Origin of the sequence: Pantoea sp. M_9 (genome assembly GCF_008631385.1) — a bacterium.
GTDB lineage: Bacteria > Pseudomonadota > Gammaproteobacteria > Enterobacterales > Enterobacteriaceae > Pantoea > Pantoea eucrina.
Map to the genome: position 1 here is coordinate 313,815 of NZ_VWUF01000003.1, position 16,881 is coordinate 330,695.

13 protein-coding genes and 1 other RNA gene are annotated in these 16,881 nt (G+C 55.5%); 9 read left to right on the forward strand and 5 right to left on the reverse strand.

What is annotated here, in order from left to right:
* Window positions 1–17: 17 nt before the first annotated feature.
* The 5 genes from F3I15_RS08335 to F3I15_RS08355 all read left to right on the forward strand — a co-directional run bounded on the left by F3I15_RS08335 (window position 18) and on the right by F3I15_RS08355 (window position 4,429).
* Window positions 18–563, forward strand: a complete 546-nt coding sequence (locus tag F3I15_RS08335) for a glutathione peroxidase (protein WP_150017423.1) — start codon at window positions 18–20, stop codon at window positions 561–563.
* A gap of 1 nt (window position 564) precedes the next feature.
* A complete protein-coding gene (btuD, locus tag F3I15_RS08340) occupies window positions 565–1,314 on the forward strand; it encodes a vitamin B12 ABC transporter ATP-binding protein BtuD (RefSeq protein ID WP_150017424.1) in 750 nt (249 codons plus the stop codon).
* 63 nt (window positions 1,315–1,377) lie between these two features.
* On the forward strand, window positions 1,378–1,836 hold the full coding sequence (locus F3I15_RS08345; RefSeq protein ID WP_150017425.1) for an NlpC/P60 family protein: 459 nt from the start codon (window positions 1,378–1,380) through the stop codon (window positions 1,834–1,836).
* 312 nt (window positions 1,837–2,148) lie between these two features.
* Window positions 2,149–2,892 (forward strand): EAL domain-containing protein, encoded by a 744-nt coding sequence (locus F3I15_RS08350; RefSeq protein WP_150017426.1) that lies wholly within the window; start codon window positions 2,149–2,151, stop codon window positions 2,890–2,892.
* A 97-nt stretch (window positions 2,893–2,989) separates the two neighbouring features.
* Window positions 2,990–4,429: a YdiU family protein gene (locus F3I15_RS08355; RefSeq protein WP_150017427.1), complete on the forward strand. Its 1,440-nt coding sequence runs from the start codon at window positions 2,990–2,992 to the stop codon at window positions 4,427–4,429.
* Window positions 4,430–4,431: 2 nt separating this feature from the next.
* On the opposite strand, the gene F3I15_RS08360 is transcribed toward F3I15_RS08355, so the two are convergent.
* Both F3I15_RS08360 and F3I15_RS08365 read right to left on the reverse strand, forming a co-directional pair.
* Window positions 4,432–5,478, reverse strand: coding sequence for a 3-deoxy-7-phosphoheptulonate synthase (locus F3I15_RS08360; RefSeq protein WP_150017428.1), 1,047 nt, complete (start codon window positions 5,476–5,478; stop codon window positions 4,432–4,434).
* Window positions 5,479–5,611: 133 nt separating this feature from the next.
* Window positions 5,612–6,439 carry a pyruvate, water dikinase regulatory protein gene (locus F3I15_RS08365; RefSeq protein WP_039384092.1) on the reverse strand — a complete coding sequence of 276 codons (828 nt, stop codon included), beginning with the start codon at window positions 6,437–6,439 and terminating at the stop codon, window positions 5,612–5,614.
* A gap of 440 nt (window positions 6,440–6,879) precedes the next feature.
* On the opposite strand from F3I15_RS08365, the gene ppsA reads away from it, so the two are divergent.
* Window positions 6,880–9,270 (forward strand): phosphoenolpyruvate synthase, encoded by a 2,391-nt coding sequence (gene ppsA / locus F3I15_RS08370; protein ID WP_150017429.1) that lies wholly within the window; start codon window positions 6,880–6,882, stop codon window positions 9,268–9,270.
* Between the two features lie 162 nt (window positions 9,271–9,432).
* Here ppsA and rprA read toward each other — a convergent pair.
* Both rprA and ydiK read right to left on the reverse strand, forming a co-directional pair.
* Window positions 9,433–9,541, reverse strand: an RNA gene (rprA, locus tag F3I15_RS08375) — antisense sRNA RprA.
* A 250-nt stretch (window positions 9,542–9,791) separates the two neighbouring features.
* Window positions 9,792–10,901, reverse strand: coding sequence for an AI-2E family transporter YdiK (ydiK, locus tag F3I15_RS08380; RefSeq protein WP_150017430.1), 1,110 nt, complete (start codon window positions 10,899–10,901; stop codon window positions 9,792–9,794).
* 201 nt (window positions 10,902–11,102) lie between these two features.
* Here ydiK and F3I15_RS08385 point away from each other — a divergent pair, with 201 nt between their 5' ends.
* A complete protein-coding gene (locus tag F3I15_RS08385; RefSeq protein WP_150017431.1) occupies window positions 11,103–14,156 on the forward strand; it encodes an FAD-binding and (Fe-S)-binding domain-containing protein in 3,054 nt (1,017 codons plus the stop codon).
* 30 nt (window positions 14,157–14,186) lie between these two features.
* On the opposite strand, the gene F3I15_RS08390 is transcribed toward F3I15_RS08385, so the two are convergent.
* The gene (locus tag F3I15_RS08390) at window positions 14,187–14,591 is read right to left on the reverse strand and encodes a hypothetical protein (RefSeq protein WP_150017432.1); all 405 of its coding nucleotides are present in this window, start codon (window positions 14,589–14,591) and stop codon (window positions 14,187–14,189) included.
* A 387-nt stretch (window positions 14,592–14,978) separates the two neighbouring features.
* Between F3I15_RS08390 and sufA the strand changes: the two genes are divergently transcribed.
* Window positions 14,979–15,353, forward strand: coding sequence for a Fe-S cluster assembly scaffold SufA (gene sufA / locus F3I15_RS08395; protein ID WP_150017433.1), 375 nt, complete (start codon window positions 14,979–14,981; stop codon window positions 15,351–15,353).
* A 7-nt stretch (window positions 15,354–15,360) separates the two neighbouring features.
* A complete protein-coding gene (gene sufB, locus F3I15_RS08400; RefSeq protein WP_039384104.1) occupies window positions 15,361–16,854 on the forward strand; it encodes a Fe-S cluster assembly protein SufB in 1,494 nt (497 codons plus the stop codon).
* Window positions 16,855–16,881: the final 27 nt, after the last annotated feature.

The following is a 16,881-nucleotide window of genomic DNA, read 5'->3' on the forward strand; positions in this document are numbered from 1 at the left end:
GGACACAGGAGAACACCATGACGTTGTATCAAATCCCGCTGAAAACCCTTGACGGTACCGCCACTACGCTGGAGGCCTGGCGTGACCGCGTACTGCTGGTCGTGAATGTCGCCTCCCGCTGCGGACTGACGCCGCAGTATGAGCAGCTTGAATCGCTTCATAAAGCGTTTCAGGCGCGGGGCTTTAGCGTGCTGGGCTTTCCCTGCAACCAGTTTCTGGAACAGGAGCCGGGTACTAACGAAGAGATCCGGACGTTTTGCAGCACCACGTATGGCGTGACGTTTCCTCTGTTTGATAAAACAGACGTTAACGGCGCGCAGCGCCATCCGCTCTATCGCACGCTGATAAGCGCACAGCCGGAAGCTGAACGTCCTGAAGACAGCGGTTTTCTTGAGCGTATGATAGCGAAAGGCCGGGCGCCGGCAGCACCGGGCGATATTCTGTGGAACTTCGAGAAGTTCCTGATCGATAAACAGGGTAACGTTATCGCCCGTTTTTCACCCGATATGGCCCCGGATGCGCCGCAGGTGCTTAAGCGTATTGAGCAGGCGCTGACCGCCTGACATGCTGCTGACGTGTCACGGTCTGAGCTGCCCCGGCCGGCTGGCGCCGCTGGATATTGCTCTCGCGCACGGGGAGTGGGTGCATCTGGTAGGCACTAACGGCGCCGGAAAGAGCACCCTGCTGGAGGCGCTCAGCGGTCTTGCGACGCCGCGCGGAGAGCTGCGGCTTAACGGCACCGCTGTTGCTGCGCTGTCAGGCGAGGCGCTGGCTCAGCAGCGTGGCTGGCTGCCTCAGCAGCAGCCTGCGCCCGGCGCGATGCCGGTCTGGCACTACCTGCAGATGCATCTGCCGCGTGGTGCTGGCACAGAGCTGAATAGCGTTCTGGCACGTCTGCTGTCGCAGCTGAGTCTGCGCCACAAACTGGAGAGCTATCTGACGCAGCTCTCCGGGGGGGAGTGGCAGCGGGTGCGCCTGCTGGCAGTGATACTGCAAATCCATCCTGACATCAATCCGCAGGGCAGCCTGCTGCTGCTCGATGAGCCGATGAGTGCGCTGGATGTGGCGCAGCAGCAGGGAGTCACCCGGCTTCTGCAGCAGCTGTGCGCCGCCGGCATCGGCGTGATAACCAGCAGTCATGACCTGAATCATACGCTGCGCTACGCAGATCGTGTCTGGTTGCTGCACCAGGGAGAGCTGAAATATCAGGGCAGGGCGCATGAGGTGCTGACGGCCGCCCGGCTTGCGCCGCTGTATCAGACAGAGGTGACAGAGGTGGATACGCCGCAGGGGCGCCTGCTGCTACTCTCCTGACTTGCGCACCGCGCGCGTTTACGGCTACAGTGTCTGCCGGATCGGGCTGACAGGGAACAGGCTATGCGGTTACTTATTCTGCTATTTGTGCTGATGGTCACAGGGTGCAGTCATCATGCGCCTCCGCCTGATTCCCGTCTCTCAGATCCGGCCGCCGTGCAGACCCGGCTTAACTATCAGCTCAGCCGCTGGCAGGGCACGCCATACCGCTATGGTGGCCTCAGTCCGCGTGGGATCGACTGCTCCGGATTTGTCCTGCTGACGTTCCGCGATCGCTTTGACATCGCGCTGCCACGCTCCACGCGTGCTCAGACAAAAATCGGCAACCGTATCGATCCGCGTGATTTGCTGCCTGGCGATCTGCTGTTTTTCAAAACCGGCAGCGGCGAAAACGGGCTGCATGTCGGTATCTATGCCAGCAACAATACCTTCATACACGCTTCTACCAGCAAAGGCGTTATTCGCTCTTCACTCAATAATGTTTACTGGCAGCGGGTGTTCTGGCAGGCGCGCAGAATATGACAAGTTGCATTCTGAATGAATGAAATAGCGCGGTGAAAAGAGGCGTTAATTCGCGCCAGGGGTTCTTTTTTTGCTGAAATAAAGCTCTCATTAAAATTGGTACTTTACCACCTGACAAATAGATACTAAAAATAGAGCTAAAGATTTTATCAGTGTGGATATTAACCCGGCGTATTTGGCTTAAGTATAATTTAATGATTAATAGCTTGCATTAGGCGTTAAAACACCTTCTCTTCCGGCGTTTGGTGCTATTGCCTGACTCTTTTCATTGATATACGATGCGTCCATTGCCACTGCCTCTGGCTGTAAAAAATGAAAGTCCATATTTCGGCCGACTATCAGTCGGAAACCTGGTTTTATCCGGCTTATACGCTGGAGGGCCAGCTCACTGCGGTTGAGCTGGTTACACAGTTTGTTCATGACAGTGCGCCAATTACGTTGCCACAGGATTTACTGTTGCCGCAGCTCGATGCAAATCAGCAGTTAAGGCTGCTGCAGGCTCAGCTTTCAATCCTGGAAAAGCACCGCGCTTTCTTTGAGCGTAATCATGTTGATGCGCTAATGAGAATTGATGAATCGCTGGCTGAAACGCTGCTGGAGAGTGAACTTCTGTTAAGGAAATTTAAACAGCTGCCATTTATCGTAATGGAGATCAGCGAAACGTTTCCGCAATTATCTGCCGGCAAAGCGCATCCGGTTTTATCCCGACTTAATCATCAATTCCGTTTATCGCTTTCACAATTTGGAGCTGGCAAAGCCCCGGCAACGGCGGTCTATGATTCGCTGTTTAGCGTCCTGAAGCTGGATAAACTATTTATCCAGAATCTGGCGAAGCGCGCCTCCTTTATCCCTTTTATGCAGACGGTTATCGATAATTTCAGCGGCTATACGCAGCAAATTATTATTTCTGGTATCGATGATGCGCTCCTGCTGAGCAAAGTCAGCGATCTGACCGGCGTGCACATTCAGGGTAACGTGTTCCCGGTGGTTAAAGCGGAACGGTTAGAAGATCTCATCACTCCTTTTCTGACGCAGACCACGCCCTCGCAGCAGTAATTCAGGCGCTGTTTTTCCCGGGCGCCCCGTGCCAGACTATCCTTTACTCTCTACACGCTATCCTGGTGCTGCATTATTAAGCACCTCTGGAGTATATATGCAATTTATCAATAGCTGGCAGCAGGAGCTGACCGGATATTACACATCGCTGCAGCCCACGCCGCTGACGGGAGGACGTCTCCTTTATCATAATGCGCCGCTGGCGGCGGAAATGGCGCTGGATGCGGAGCTGTTTGCCGGGGACGGTCACGGCGTATGGAGCGGTCAGGCGCTGCTGCCAGGCATGGCTCCGCTCGCCCAGGTATATAGCGGCCATCAGTTTGGCGTCTGGGCCGGGCAGCTGGGTGACGGACGCGGCCTGCTGCTGGGTGAGCAGCAGCTGGAAGATGGACGCAAGCTGGACTGGCATCTGAAAGGCGCAGGCTTAACGCCTTATTCCCGCATGGGAGATGGACGGGCGGTGATCCGCTCAAGCGTGCGGGAGTTTCTCGCTTCAGAAGCGTTACACCATTTGGGTATCCCCGGGACGCGCGCCCTGGCGCTGGCCATCGGTGACGAACCGGTGCTGCGCGAAACGCAGGAGCGCGGTGCGATGCTGATGCGTATTGCGGAGAGCCATCTGCGTTTTGGTCATTTTGAACACTTCTATTACGCAGGGGAGACGGATAAGGTCCGCCAGCTGGCGGACTATGCGATTCGTCATCACTGGCCGCACCTTCAGGCGGAGCCGGATCGCTATCTGCTGTGGTTCACGGATGTGGCAGAACGTACCGCCCGCCTGATCGCACTGTGGCAGAGCGCAGGCTTTGCTCATGGAGTGATGAACACGGATAATATGTCGATTCTCGGCCTGACGCTGGATTACGGTCCCTACGGCTTTCTCGATGAGTACGATCCCGCCTTTATCTGTAACCACAGCGACTATCAGGGCCGCTATGCCTTTAACAATCAGCCAACGATTGGCCTGTGGAACCTCAACCGGCTGGCGCATGCGCTGTCGGGATTGCTGACCACGGAGCAGCTGAAGCAGGCGCTGAGTCACTATGAGCCTGAACTGATGCGCGTCTGGGGCGAGCGCATGCGGGCGAAACTTGGCCTGCTGACGCCGCAGGCAGAGGACAATACGATTCTGAGCAACCTGCTGGCGCTGATGAGCAATGAGCATAGCGATTACACCTTTACGTTTCGTCAGCTCAGCTATACCGAACAGCAGGAGGGGCGCTCGCCGCTGCGCGATGAGTTTATCGATCGCGACGCGTTTGATCGCTGGTATAGCAGCTATCAGCAGCGGCTGCTGCAGGATGAGGCCAGCGACAGCGAGCGACAGGCAGTGATGCAGGCGGCCAACCCGGCGATCGTGCTGCGCAACTATCTCGCCCAGCAGGTGATTGAAGAGGTGGAGCGGGGCGAAACTGCGGCCCTTAAAGAGCTGCATCTGGCGCTCCAGCGCCCCTTTGATGAAGCGGCCAGCAGCGCGGCGTTGCGCCAGCGGCCGCCGGAGTGGAGCAAAACGCTGGAGGTCAGCTGCTCCAGCTGATATCAGAAACGGCTGTCGACGGCGGCAGCCAGCTCTGCCAGTACCGCCGCGCTATCGTCCCATCCGAGGCAGGGATCGGTAATCGACTGGCCGTAAACCAGCGGCTGACCAGCCACCACTTTCTGATTTCCTTCCTGCAGAAAACTCTCAATCATAACGCCCGCTACCGCTCGCGAACCGGCGCGGATCTGCGCGGCGATATCGCGCGCTACATCACGCTGGCGACGATGCTGCTTAAGGCAGTTGCCGTGACTGAAATCGATCACCATCTGCTCAGACAGGCTGAACTCACGCAGGCTGGCCGCCGCCGCCGCCACATCTTCCGCATGATAGTTTGGCTGACGCCCGCCGCGCAGGATCACATGGCCGTGCGGATTGCCGCTGGTCTGATAAATGGTCATCTGGCCCGCTTTATCCGGCGAGAGGAACATATGGCTGGCGCGGGCAGCACGAATGGCGTCAACGGCGATCTGTACGTTACCGTCCGTGCCGTTCTTAAACCCTACCGGGCAGGAGAGCGCAGAGGCCATTTCGCGATGGATCTGGCTTTCAGTGGTGCGGGCGCCAATGGCACCCCAGCTGATGAGATCGGCTATAAACTGGCCGATGACCATATCAAGAAATTCAGTCGCCGTTGGCAGACCCAGCGCATTGATATCCAGCAGCAGCTTACGCGCAATAGCAATGCCGCGATTTACGTCAAAGCTGCCATCAAGATCGGGATCGGAAATCAGTCCTTTCCAGCCCACCACGGTACGCGGTTTCTCAAAGTAGGCGCGCATGACAATTTCCAGCCGATCCTGATACCGCTCGCGCAGCTGCTGCAGGCGTGCCGCATAATCCAGCGCAGCGCGCGGGTCATGCAGCGAACAGGGTCCGATTATCACCAGCAGTCGCGGATCTTCGCCGGTCAGAATGCGCGCAATACGCTGGCGCGCGGCCGTAACGCTCTCTGCGATGTCAGACGATAGCGGGTGCTGGCTGGCCAGCGCGGCGGGCGTAATCAGGCTGCCAATTCGCGCCGTACGCAGTTCATCAGTTTTATTCATAGTGGCTCTCAAACAGGTTCTTCGCAGCGGTGATATACCGGGAAGTGATGAGGTTCACAATAAACCAATGCGTCCTGAATTCAACCAGCAAAATCACAGAGATAGTAAATACGCAGGTCGCTTAGCGCGTCAGTCAGTACATATGTCGCTCCAGCCCCATAATGTCGAGGATTTTGGTGGCGATCTCCTCGACCGAGTAGTTGGTACTGTTGAGGTAGCGAATCTGATGCGTACGGAACAGCGCTTCCACTTCACCCACTTCCAGCCGGCACTGGCGCAGCGAGGCGTAGCGGGTATTCTCCGCCCGCTCCTGGCGAATAGCCGCCAGCCGTTCCGGATCGATGGTCAGCCCGAACAGCTTGTGCTGATGCGCGCGCAGCGCAGGAGGAAGCTTAAGGTTATCCATATCATCGGCAATAAAGGGGTAGTTGGCTGCGCGGATACCAAACTGCATGGCAAGATAGAGGCTGGTCGGGGTTTTGCCACAGCGCGAAACGCCCAGCAGGATCACCTGAGCATCTTCGAGTCCGCGCAGTGAGATCCCGTCATCATGCGCCAGGGTGTAGTCAATCGCAGCGATACGCGCATCATACTTACCCAGGTTATTCGCGGTCAGCCCGTGAGTGCGGTGCGCCACCGGCATAGAGGAGACGCCCAGTTCACTCTGCAGGGGAGCCACCAGCGCCTGCACAATATCCTGACAAAATCCCTCACTCTCCAGAATGATGTCGCGAACTTCAGGCGTAACGATGGAAAAAAAGACCAGCGGCCGTACGCCGCTGCGCTGCCAGAGCGCGTTAATCTGCGCTTTTACCGCCTGGGCCCGCTGCACGTTTTCTACAAACGGCAGAGTAACGCTGTGTGTATCGACCGGAAACTGCGAGAGCACCGCGTGACCCAGCACTTCTGCTGTAATGGCGGTGCCGTCTGAAATATAAAACACGCTGCGTTCAGTGCTCATTAAAAAATGCTCTCTGGATGAATAGTGAATTAACTAATTTCATTTCAAGTTAAATCGAAATGAAATATCCATATGCCGCCGTGCTCCGACCGGAATAGGGTCATACCTGACGTTAATAGCATCGTAAAGAAAAAGCGATAAATAAACGCCAGCGCCCGCCACAGTTTCATAAATGACGCGCAGACTCTGACTGATGTCGTTTGCGCAACAGCAATCTGCTGATAATGCTATAAAAATGGAAAATTCATTATTGCAGCAAGCTGTTAGCAATAATAGCGCCGTTTGCGCAACGTCAGCCCCGGCAGGTAATAGTCTGATTTTGTCTCTCTTTTTTTGCTTTAACGATTCAACACTTAGTCTTTATAACCCAGTTATGCCAGGCTGCTGTGGCGAATAGCAAAATGTTCCATGTGCCTTAATCATTTAAAAGGATCATCTCAATGTCCAATCAAGACCAACAATCGCTAGTGCTCTGGTATAACCAGCTTGGCATGCATGATGTTGATCGGGTGGGAGGCAAAAATGCCTCTCTTGGAGAAATGATTACCAATTTGTCGTCGCTGGGCGTATCCGTCCCGAACGGCTTTGCCACGACGTCTGACGCGTTTAATCAGTTTCTCGACCAAAGCGGACTGAACCAGCGCATTTATGCACTACTGGATATCACGGATATTGATGACGTGGCGGCGCTGGCCCAGGCGGGCAAGCAGATCCGCCAGTGGATCGTGGACACGCCGTTTCAGCCGGCGCTGGAAGCGGCTATTCGTACTGCTTATGAGCAACTTTCTGCTGATGATGCCGACGCCTCTTTTGCCGTCCGCTCATCCGCAACTGCCGAGGATATGCCTGACGCCTCATTCGCCGGGCAGCAGGAGACCTTCCTCAACGTGCAGGGGTTCGATGCCGTGCTGGTGGCGGTTAAGCACGTATACGCCTCGCTGTTTAACGATCGGGCTATCTCATACCGCGTGCATCAGGGCTACGATCATCGCGGCGTGGCGCTCTCGGCCGGGGTGCAGCGTATGGTTCGCTCAGATCTCGCCGCCTCGGGCGTGATGTTTACCATTGATACTGAGTCTGGTTTTGATCAGGTTGTCTTTATCACTTCAGCCTGGGGGCTGGGTGAGATGGTGGTACAGGGTGCAGTCAACCCGGATGAGTTTTACGTGCATAAACCGACGCTGGCGGCAAACCGCCCGGCAATTGTCAGGCGGACGATGGGGTCTAAAAAAATCCGCATGGTATATGCCGATTCTCAGACGCATGGCGAGCAGGTACGCATTGAAGATGTGGAGCAGGCGACGCGCGATCGTTTCAGCCTGACCGACGATGAAGTGCAGGCGCTGGCACGCCAGGCGGTGCTGATTGAACAGCACTACAAGCGTCCGATGGACATCGAATGGGCAAAAGACGGGCATACCGGCAAGCTCTATATCGTACAGGCGCGACCGGAAACCGTACGCTCGAATGGTCAGGTGATGGAGCGCTACAGCCTGCAGGGCACGGGCCAGGTGCTGGTTGAAGGACGCGCCATCGGCCACCGTATCGGTGCGGGTGAAATCAAGGTGATCCACGATATCAGCGAAATGCACCGCATTGAGAAGGGCGACGTGCTGGTCACCGATATGACAGACCCGGACTGGGAACCTATCATGAAAAAGGCGTCGGCTATCGTGACCAACCGCGGCGGACGCACCTGCCATGCGGCGATCATTGCACGTGAGCTGGGGATCCCGGCGGTGGTGGGATGTGGTGATGCCACCGATCACCTGCGTGACGGACATAAAGTGACGGTTTCCTGCGCCGAAGGCGATACCGGCTACGTCTACAATGACCTGCTCGATTTTGAGATCGCCAGCTCTCAGGTCGACTCAATGCCCGAACTGCCGCTTAAAATCATGATGAACGTCGGTAATCCCGATCGCGCGTTTGACTTTGCCTGTCTGCCCAACGAGGGCGTGGGCCTGGCGCGGCTGGAGTTTATTATCAACCGCATGATCGGCGTGCATCCTAAAGCACTGCTGGAGTTTGATCAGCAGACGCCGGAGCTACAGCAGCAGATCCGCCAGATGATGAAAGGCTTTGACGATCCGGTTGAGTTCTATATCGCGCGTCTGACAGAGGGGATTGCTACCCTGGGCGCCGCCTTTGCGCCGAAGCGCGTCATTGTGCGCCTGTCCGATTTTAAATCGAACGAGTACGCCAATCTGGTCGGCGGAGAGCGCTATGAGCCGGAAGAAGAGAACCCGATGCTTGGCTTCCGGGGTGCCGGGCGCTACGTTGCCGACAGCTTCCGCGACTGTTTTGCGCTGGAGTGCGAAGCCGTGAAGCGGGTGCGCAATGAGATGGGGCTGAGTAACGTTGAAATCATGGTGCCTTTTGTACGCACTGTTGATCAGGCGGAGGCGGTCGTGGCTGAGCTGGCGAAACACGGGCTGAAGCGCGGTGAGGCGGGTCTGAAGGTGATTATGATGTGTGAAATCCCGTCAAACGCGCTGCTGGCAGAGCAGTTCCTGCAGCACTTCGACGGTTTCTCCATCGGCTCCAACGATATGACGCAGCTGGCGCTGGGGCTGGATCGCGATTCTGGCGTCGTTTCTGCTCTGTTTGATGAGCGCAATGAAGCGGTGAAAGCGCTGCTCTCAATGGCGATTCAGGCAGCAAAAAAACAGGGCAAATATGTCGGTATCTGCGGACAGGGTCCCTCAGATCATCAGGATTTTGCCGCGTGGCTAATGGATCAGGGCATTGACAGCCTGTCGCTTAATCCGGATACCGTGGTGGAAACCTGGCTGAGCCTGGCTGAGATTGAATCCGCTCAGCGCGCTTAACCTCTGAACATGGCGCGTAGGGTTATACTGTACGCGCCATGATTAATGCAGGCTTAAGCTGCGGATGAGCCGCTGTTTCAGCACAATAACCCTGAGTTTTAGTCGCTAAGCGTCCCGCCTGTTCAGACAGCACGCACTGCTACAGCAAGAGCTGAATACAGGCCAAAAAAAAGCCCATCACAGGGGATGGGCAAAGACTACACACAGCAATTCTTTTACGTTACTCAGGGGAAAAAGGTTGTTTAAAAATCAGTAGGTTGATTTCCAACATGAGAAACATATTATTTATTGCGCCTGCTATAGTCTTTAAGAATCCTCTTATTAGTTTAAAGCTGATAATCTTTTGTCGCCTTTTTTGCCCGCTGCACCGGACAATTCAGTATGAAAAATAATCATTTCAGCCAGGGAAACGGCGTCAGGCGCTAAAAAGCACGTTTTTTCTTAAAAACCGTTTATGAAAAACAGCGTGCCTGAAAAATGCCCGGGCATGAATGTTCAGGCCGATGCGACCATCCGGCTTATCAGGGCAGCTCTTCATGTTCTGTCAGCGCTTCAATTGCCGTTTCCACATCATCATCCGGCGCCGGGGCCTCATGCATCCAGACTGAAACCAGGCGATAAGAGACCGCCAGCACGACCGGGCCGATAAACAGGCCAATCATGCCAAAGGCGATCAGGCCGCCGATCACACCTGACAGGATCAGAATCATGGGTAAATCGGCACCCATGCGAATCAGCACCGGACGTAACACGTTGTCGAGCGTGCCGACAATACAGCTCCAGACCAGCAGCACCGTGCCCCATGTCGTATCACCGCTCCAGTAGAGCCAGATAATGGCGGGTACCAGAACAATCAGCGGACCCAGCTGGACCAGACAGGTCAGGATCATCAGCACCGTCAGCAGCGTGGCATAAGGTATACCCGATATCGCCAGTCCGATCCCGCCTAATACTCCCTGCACCAGCGCCGTGACGACAACACCCAGCGCAACGGCCCGTATCGCCTGCCCAGCCAGCAGCACCGCAGCATCGCCACGGGGTCCCCCCATACGGTAGGCGAAGTGGCGGATACCCTGTCCAACCTGCTCACCGCGCCAGTAAAGCAGCACGCTGAATAACAGCATCAGCGCCAGATGCAGCATAAAACGGCCAAAATGTCCCGCCTGTGCGACAAAGAAGCCCGTGGTGCGGCCAATATAGGGCTGCACCTGACGCATGATGGCTGAACCGCCGCCATCTACCAGCTTATGGTAACTGACATAAAGTTTGCTGCCGACATAAGGGATCTCCCGCAGCCAGGCGAATTCCGGCATCAGCAGATGGCGCTGGGTAGCCCAGGCGATAACCGGGGCGCTGTTGTCAATCAGGCTGCTGACCAGCAGCGCAATCGGAATGATAAACAGCAGCAGCAGCAGAATTGTCATGGCGATAACGGCCAGGGAGCGGCGTCCCCACAGCAGATGCTGCAGGCGAATCATGAGTGGCCAGGTTGCGATAACAACCATGCTTGCCCAGGCAAAGCCCAGAATAAAAGGCTGTACCACCCAGAGACAGGCGATAATCATCAGCAAAATAAACATCAGTGAGAACAGCAGTTGCGGCAGATCCACACCGCGTTGCAGGCTTTTCATAACAGCGATTTAACCTCAGTTAATCCTTCAGGAAGGGCCCCTGGCCCGGGATCATCATGCGCTATTTCCTGAAAATTAAACAGAGAAAGCAGGGCTGCAAAAGCGGGGAAGGGAAATGCCAGCAGGCAGGAAAAAAATGTGATACAACCAGACGTTAAAAACTTACTACGCAAACGTTTACAACATCCCGGTCACGACACCATGATCCCACAAATTCCGCAGGCTCCTGGCCTGGTTCAGCAAGTTCTCGCCTTTTTGCAGGCGCTTAAAGAGCAGGGTTTTACCGGCGATGCCGCTACCAGCTATGCCGACCGTCTCTCACTCTCCACGGATAACAGCATCTATCAGCTTCTGCCGGATGCGGCACTGTTTCCGCGCTCGACCGCAGATATCGCCCTGATTGCACGGCTCGCCGGTGAGGACGCTTTTGCCAGCCTGACGTTTACACCACGCGGCGGCGGCACCGGCACCAATGGACAGTCGCTGAATCAGGGCATTGTGGTTGATATGTCGCGCTACATGAACCGCATTCTGGAGATCAACACCGAGCAGGGCTGGGTGCGGGTTGAGGCGGGAGTGGTGAAAGATCAGCTCAACGCCTGGCTCAGGCCATACGGTTTCTTCTTTTCCCCGGAGCTCTCCACCAGTAACCGCGCCACGCTGGGGGGGATGATCAACACCGATGCCTCAGGTCAGGGATCGCTGGTATACGGTAAAACCTCCGATCATGTTGAGGGGTTACGCGCGGTGCTGCTGGGCGGCGATATCCTTGATACGCGCGCCATACCGGTGGCGCTGGCGGAGCAGCTCGCTGCAACGCCGACGCCTGAGGGTCGTATCTACCAGACGGTACTGCAAAGCTGTCGTGAGCAGCGTGCGCTGATCCTGGAAAAATTTCCAAAGCTTAATCGCTTTCTGACCGGTTACGATCTGCGCCACGTCTTCAGTGATGACATGCAGCAGGTCGATCTCACGCGGCTGTTGTGCGGTGCCGAGGGCACGCTGGCGTTTATTACGGAAGCGCGTCTGGATATCACGCCAATCCCCAAAGTCCGTCGTCTGGTCAACGTCAAATATGAGTCATTCGACTCCGCGCTGCGCAACGCATCATTTATGGTAGAAGCACAGGCGCTGTCAGTGGAGACGGTGGATTCTAAAGTGCTGAATCTGGCGCGGGAGGATATTGTCTGGCACTCCGTTAAGGAGCTGATCACCGATATCCCTGATAAAACGATGCTGGGACTGAATATCGTGGAGTTTGCCGGCGATGACGGCGCACTTATCGAACAGCAGATCGCCCGTCTCTGCGACCGGCTGGATACGCTGATGGCTGAGCGGCAGGGGGGCGTTATAGGTTATCAGATCTGTAATGAACTGGCTGAGGTCGAGCGTATTTACGCGATGCGCAAGAAGGCAGTTGGCCTGCTGGGCAATGCGCAGGGGCGTGCCAAGCCGATTCCGTTTGTGGAAGATACGGCGGTGCCGCCGGAGCAGCTGGCCGATTATATTGCTGAGTTTCGCACGCTGCTGGATAGCCACGGCCTGAGCTACGGTATGTTTGGCCATGTTGATGCGGGCGTGCTGCACGTGCGTCCGGCGCTGGATATGTGCGATCCGCAGCAGGTGCTGCTGATGAAGCAGATTTCAGATGAAGTGGTCGCGCTGACGGCCCGGTACGGCGGGTTACTGTGGGGGGAGCATGGCAAAGGTTTCCGCGCGCAGTATAGTCCGGCTTTTTTCGGTGAAACGCTGTTTACTGAGCTGCGTCGTATTAAACGCGCGTTCGATCCCACTAACCGGCTGAATCCGGGTAAAATCTGCACGCCGCTGGAGAGCGATGCGCCGATGATGCAGGTGAATGGCGCGATGCGCGGCGATCTGGATCGTCAGATTCCGCTGACGGTACGCACCAGCTGGCGCGGCGCGATGGAGTGCAACGGCAACGGCCTCTGCTTCAATTTTGATGTGCGCAGCCCGATGTGTCCGTCGATGAAAATCACCCGCAATCGTATTCACTCGCCGAAAGGACGCGCAACGCTGACGCGTGAATGGCTGCGCCTGCTGTCGGAGCAGGGCGTTGATCCTGACCAGCTTGAGCAGGCGCTGCCGCAGCAGGGCGCCAGCCTGCGTATGCTGATTCAGCGTACGCGTAACAGCTGGCACGCTAACCGCGGAGAGTACGATTTTTCCCATGAGGTAAAAGAGGCGATGTCGGGCTGTCTGGCCTGTAAAGCCTGTTCGACCCAGTGCCCGATTAAAATCGATGTGCCCGATTTCCGCGCGCGCTTTTTACAGCTTTACCATACGCGCTATCTGCGTCCGGTCAGCGATCACCTGGTGGCCAGCGTAGAGAGCTATGCGCCGCTGATGGCCAAAGCGCCAAAGGTGTTCAATTTCTTCCTGCAGCAGCCGTGGATGCGCGAATTCAGCAAAACGCATATCGGTATGGTGGATTTGCCTCAGCTCTCCGCACCTAACCTTAAACAGCGTCTCAGCGGGCATCCGGCAATGAACCTGACGCTGGAGCAGCTGGAAGCGATGGATAGCGCGGCACGGCAGCAGTGCGTGCTGGTGGTGCAGGATCCGTTTACCAGCTACTACGAAGCGCAGCTGGTGACCGACTTTATATCACTGATTGAAAAACTGGGTTACCGTCCGGTGCTGCTGCCTTTCTCTCCCAACGGGAAAGCGCAGCATGTTAAGGGGTTTCTGCAGCGCTTCGCCCGTACCGCGGCGAAAACCGCCGAACTGCTTAATCGGGTGGCAAAACTGGGGATCCCGATGGTCGGGGTCGACCCTGCCACGGTGCTCTGCTATCGCGATGAGTATCAGCAGGTCCTGAAAAACAAGCGCGGTGATTTCAGTGTGCTGCTGGTGCATGAGTGGCTGCAGCAGGCGCTGGCTGATAGCGTAAATCAGCCGGTCAGCGGCGAGCCCTGGTATCTGTTTGCGCACTGTACGGAAGTGACCGCGCTGCCCGCTACGCCGGATCAATGGCAGAAGATATTTGCCCGTTTCGGTGCCCGGCTGGAAAATATCAATACCGGCTGCTGCGGCATGGCGGGGACATATGGCCACGAGGCGCAGCATCTGGAGAACTCGCTCGGCATTTATGCGCTCTCCTGGCATCCGCAGCTGCAGCGGCTGCCGCGCCAGCGCTGTCTGGCGACCGGCTTCTCCTGTCGCAGCCAGGTGAAACGCGCCGAAGGCAACGGCATGCGTCATCCTTTACAGGCGCTGCTGGAATTGATGTAAACAAAATGTAGGAGCCGTCACAAAGCTGGATTAGAATATCCAGCCAGCGTGGCGGACAAAATCACGCTGCAGGTCCGTTATCTGGTCCCAGTCGCCGCTTTGTGCGAGCTTTTGGCACAAATGTGTCAGCGACTGGCGGGCGAACTGATACGCCTGCAGGCGAAACAGCCGGTCACGGTCATCGTTGCCCATCTCCTGAATCAGGCGATGGTGCAGTTTGCCTATGGCGTGCAGATAGCTGCGATCGTCGCCGTTGATATCGCAGATTTCCGCCATATCCAGGCAGGTATCGTTAAACCGGCGCAGCTGCTCCAGTGAGCACTCTGGCCGGTTGAGTCTGGCTTCGGCCAGATAAAAATCTACGGTGATGTCGCGCACGGCAAATCGGTAGTCGCTGATTTTGTGTTGTAACCAGGCTGAAACGGTACGTGTCATAGCGCCGCCTAAATAGTTAATGATAATCATTATCATATTAAACTGCGTCAGGAATGCAATTCCCGCTAAAGAAATATATTGATGTCTGTAACCTGTTACTAAAATCGGCAATAACAATCTCTTTACATTCGGTAAAGGCGTAACCTGTATACAGGTTAATTGCTTTAAGGCCGGTTTTTATAAAATGTTATGATATCAGTAGGTTGTAATATTTGTCCCGGATGAAAACTGTCTGCTACAGGCCGTACTAAAGGGACTATGCTTAATAATTAAGCAGAAAAAACAGCACGAGATGATTATCCCTGCAAAACAAGAGGTTGAAGTGATAGGCGATATCACTACCATAGGGGGATAGCCTGAGAAGGTCCAGACTTGCGAGGTACAACGATGTCATCAGTAAATGCCGCGTCCTTTTCTCCTGACGATTTTGTCTGGAAAGGACTTACGCTGACCGAGTCGGCAGCGAAACAGATTCTGACTCTGGCTGAACAGGACCCGGAAGTAAAGGGTCTGAAGCTGAGCGTGAAACAATCTGGCTGTGCCGGTTTTGGTTATGTCATGGATCTGGTAAAAGAGCCAGCCGATGACGATCTGCAGTTTGAGCAGTTTGGCGCAAAACTCTTTGTGCCGCTTCAGGCAATGCCGTTTGTCGACGGCACTGAGCTGGACTATGTCCGTGAAGGCCTGAACCAGATCTTTAAATTCAATAACCCTAAAGCTCAGCACGCCTGCGGGTGCGGTGAAAGCTTTGGCGTCGAGTAAGTGAAATATGTCACGACATAGCGAAGCATCTGATGATGTACAGACCTGGGAAGGCAAGCTCAACTATAAAGAGGGCTTCTTTACCCGGTTACAAACCGATGAGCTGGCACACGGCATTAATGAAGATGTCGTGCGTGCGATCTCGGCTAAACGCAATGAACCAGAGTGGATGCTTGAGTTCCGGCTCAAGGCTTTCCGTGCCTGGCTGGAAATGGAAGAGCCACACTGGTTAAAAGCGCACTATGACAAGCTCGACTACCAGGATTACAGCTACTTTTCTGCGCCGTCATGCGGGAACTGCGACGACAGCTGCGCGTCTGAGCCGGGTGCAACCCAGGCGTCGGGCAGCGTGGCCTCCAGTGACTACCTGACTCAGGAAGTGGAAGACGCGTTTAATCAGCTGGGTGTTCCGGTGCGTGAAGGTAAAGAGGTCGCTGTCGATGCGATTTTCGATTCCGTGTCGGTCTCAACCACCTACCGCGACAAGCTGGCCAAACAGGGCATTATCTTCTGCTCATTTGGTGAAGCGATCCATGACCATCCGGAACTGGTACAGAAGTATCTGGGTACCGTCGTGCCACACAACGATAACTTCTTTGCTGCGCTTAACTCAGCGGTCGCCTCCGATGGCACCTTTGTTTATATCCCGAAAGGGGTACGCTGCCCGATGGAGCTGTCGACCTATTTCCGCATCAACGCGGCGAAAACAGGTCAGTTTGAGCGCACCATTCTGATTGCAGATGAAGACAGCTATGTCAGCTACATTGAGGGCTGCTCGGCGCCGGTGCGTGACACTTATCAGCTGCACGCAGCGGTCGTTGAAGTCATCATCCATAAAAATGCTGAAGTAAAATACTCCACGGTACAGAACTGGTTCCCTGGCGGTGAAGGTGAGGGCGGTATCCTCAACTTCGTTACCAAGCGCGCCCTGTGCGAAGGCGATCACAGCAAGATGTCCTGGACGCAGTCTGAGACCGGCTCTGCGATTACCTGGAAATATCCAAGCTGCATCCTGCGCGGTGACTACTCCGTAGGTGAGTTCTACTCGGTTGCGCTGACCAGCGGTCGCCAGCAGGCGGATACCGGGACCAAGATGATCCATATCGGTAAAAACACCAAATCGACCATTATCTCTAAAGGGATATCGGCGGGTAAAAGCCAGAATACCTACCGCGGTCTGGTGAAAATCATGCCGACGGCAACCAATGCGCGTAACTTTACGCAGTGTGACTCGATGCTGATTGGTCCCGATTGCGGTGCGCATACTTTCCCGTATGTGGAAACGCGCAACAACACAGCGCAGCTTGAGCATGAAGCCACCACGTCACGTATTGGCGAAGATCAGATGTTCTACTGCCTGCAGCGCGGCATCAGCGAAGAAGATGCGATCTCTATGATCGTCAACGGCTTCTGTAAAGATGTTTTCTCCGAGCTGCCACTGGAATTTGCCGTGGAAGCACAAAAACTGTTAGCGATCAGCCTTGAGCACAGTGTCGGCTGATGCCACACGCGTTGCCGGAAGCAATGT

Coding starts and splice junctions, on each gene's coding strand:
- F3I15_RS08335 (WP_150017423.1), top strand. CDS start 18: ATGACGTTGTATCAAATCCCGCTGAAAACCCTTGACGGTACCGCCACT.
- btuD (WP_150017424.1), top strand. CDS start 565: ATGCTGCTGACGTGTCACGGTCTGAGCTGCCCCGGCCGGCTGGCGCCG.
- F3I15_RS08345 (WP_150017425.1), top strand. CDS start 1,378: ATGCGGTTACTTATTCTGCTATTTGTGCTGATGGTCACAGGGTGCAGT.
- F3I15_RS08350 (WP_150017426.1), top strand. CDS start 2,149: ATGAAAGTCCATATTTCGGCCGACTATCAGTCGGAAACCTGGTTTTAT.
- F3I15_RS08355 (WP_150017427.1), top strand. CDS start 2,990: ATGCAATTTATCAATAGCTGGCAGCAGGAGCTGACCGGATATTACACA.
- F3I15_RS08360 (WP_150017428.1), bottom strand. CDS start 5,478: ATGAATAAAACTGATGAACTGCGTACGGCGCGAATTGGCAGCCTGATT.
- F3I15_RS08365 (WP_039384092.1), bottom strand. CDS start 6,439: ATGAGCACTGAACGCAGCGTGTTTTATATTTCAGACGGCACCGCCATT.
- ppsA (WP_150017429.1), top strand. CDS start 6,880: ATGTCCAATCAAGACCAACAATCGCTAGTGCTCTGGTATAACCAGCTT.
- ydiK (WP_150017430.1), bottom strand. CDS start 10,901: ATGAAAAGCCTGCAACGCGGTGTGGATCTGCCGCAACTGCTGTTCTCA.
- F3I15_RS08385 (WP_150017431.1), top strand. CDS start 11,103: ATGATCCCACAAATTCCGCAGGCTCCTGGCCTGGTTCAGCAAGTTCTC.
- F3I15_RS08390 (WP_150017432.1), bottom strand. CDS start 14,591: ATGACACGTACCGTTTCAGCCTGGTTACAACACAAAATCAGCGACTAC.
- sufA (WP_150017433.1), top strand. CDS start 14,979: ATGTCATCAGTAAATGCCGCGTCCTTTTCTCCTGACGATTTTGTCTGG.
- sufB (WP_039384104.1), top strand. CDS start 15,361: ATGTCACGACATAGCGAAGCATCTGATGATGTACAGACCTGGGAAGGC.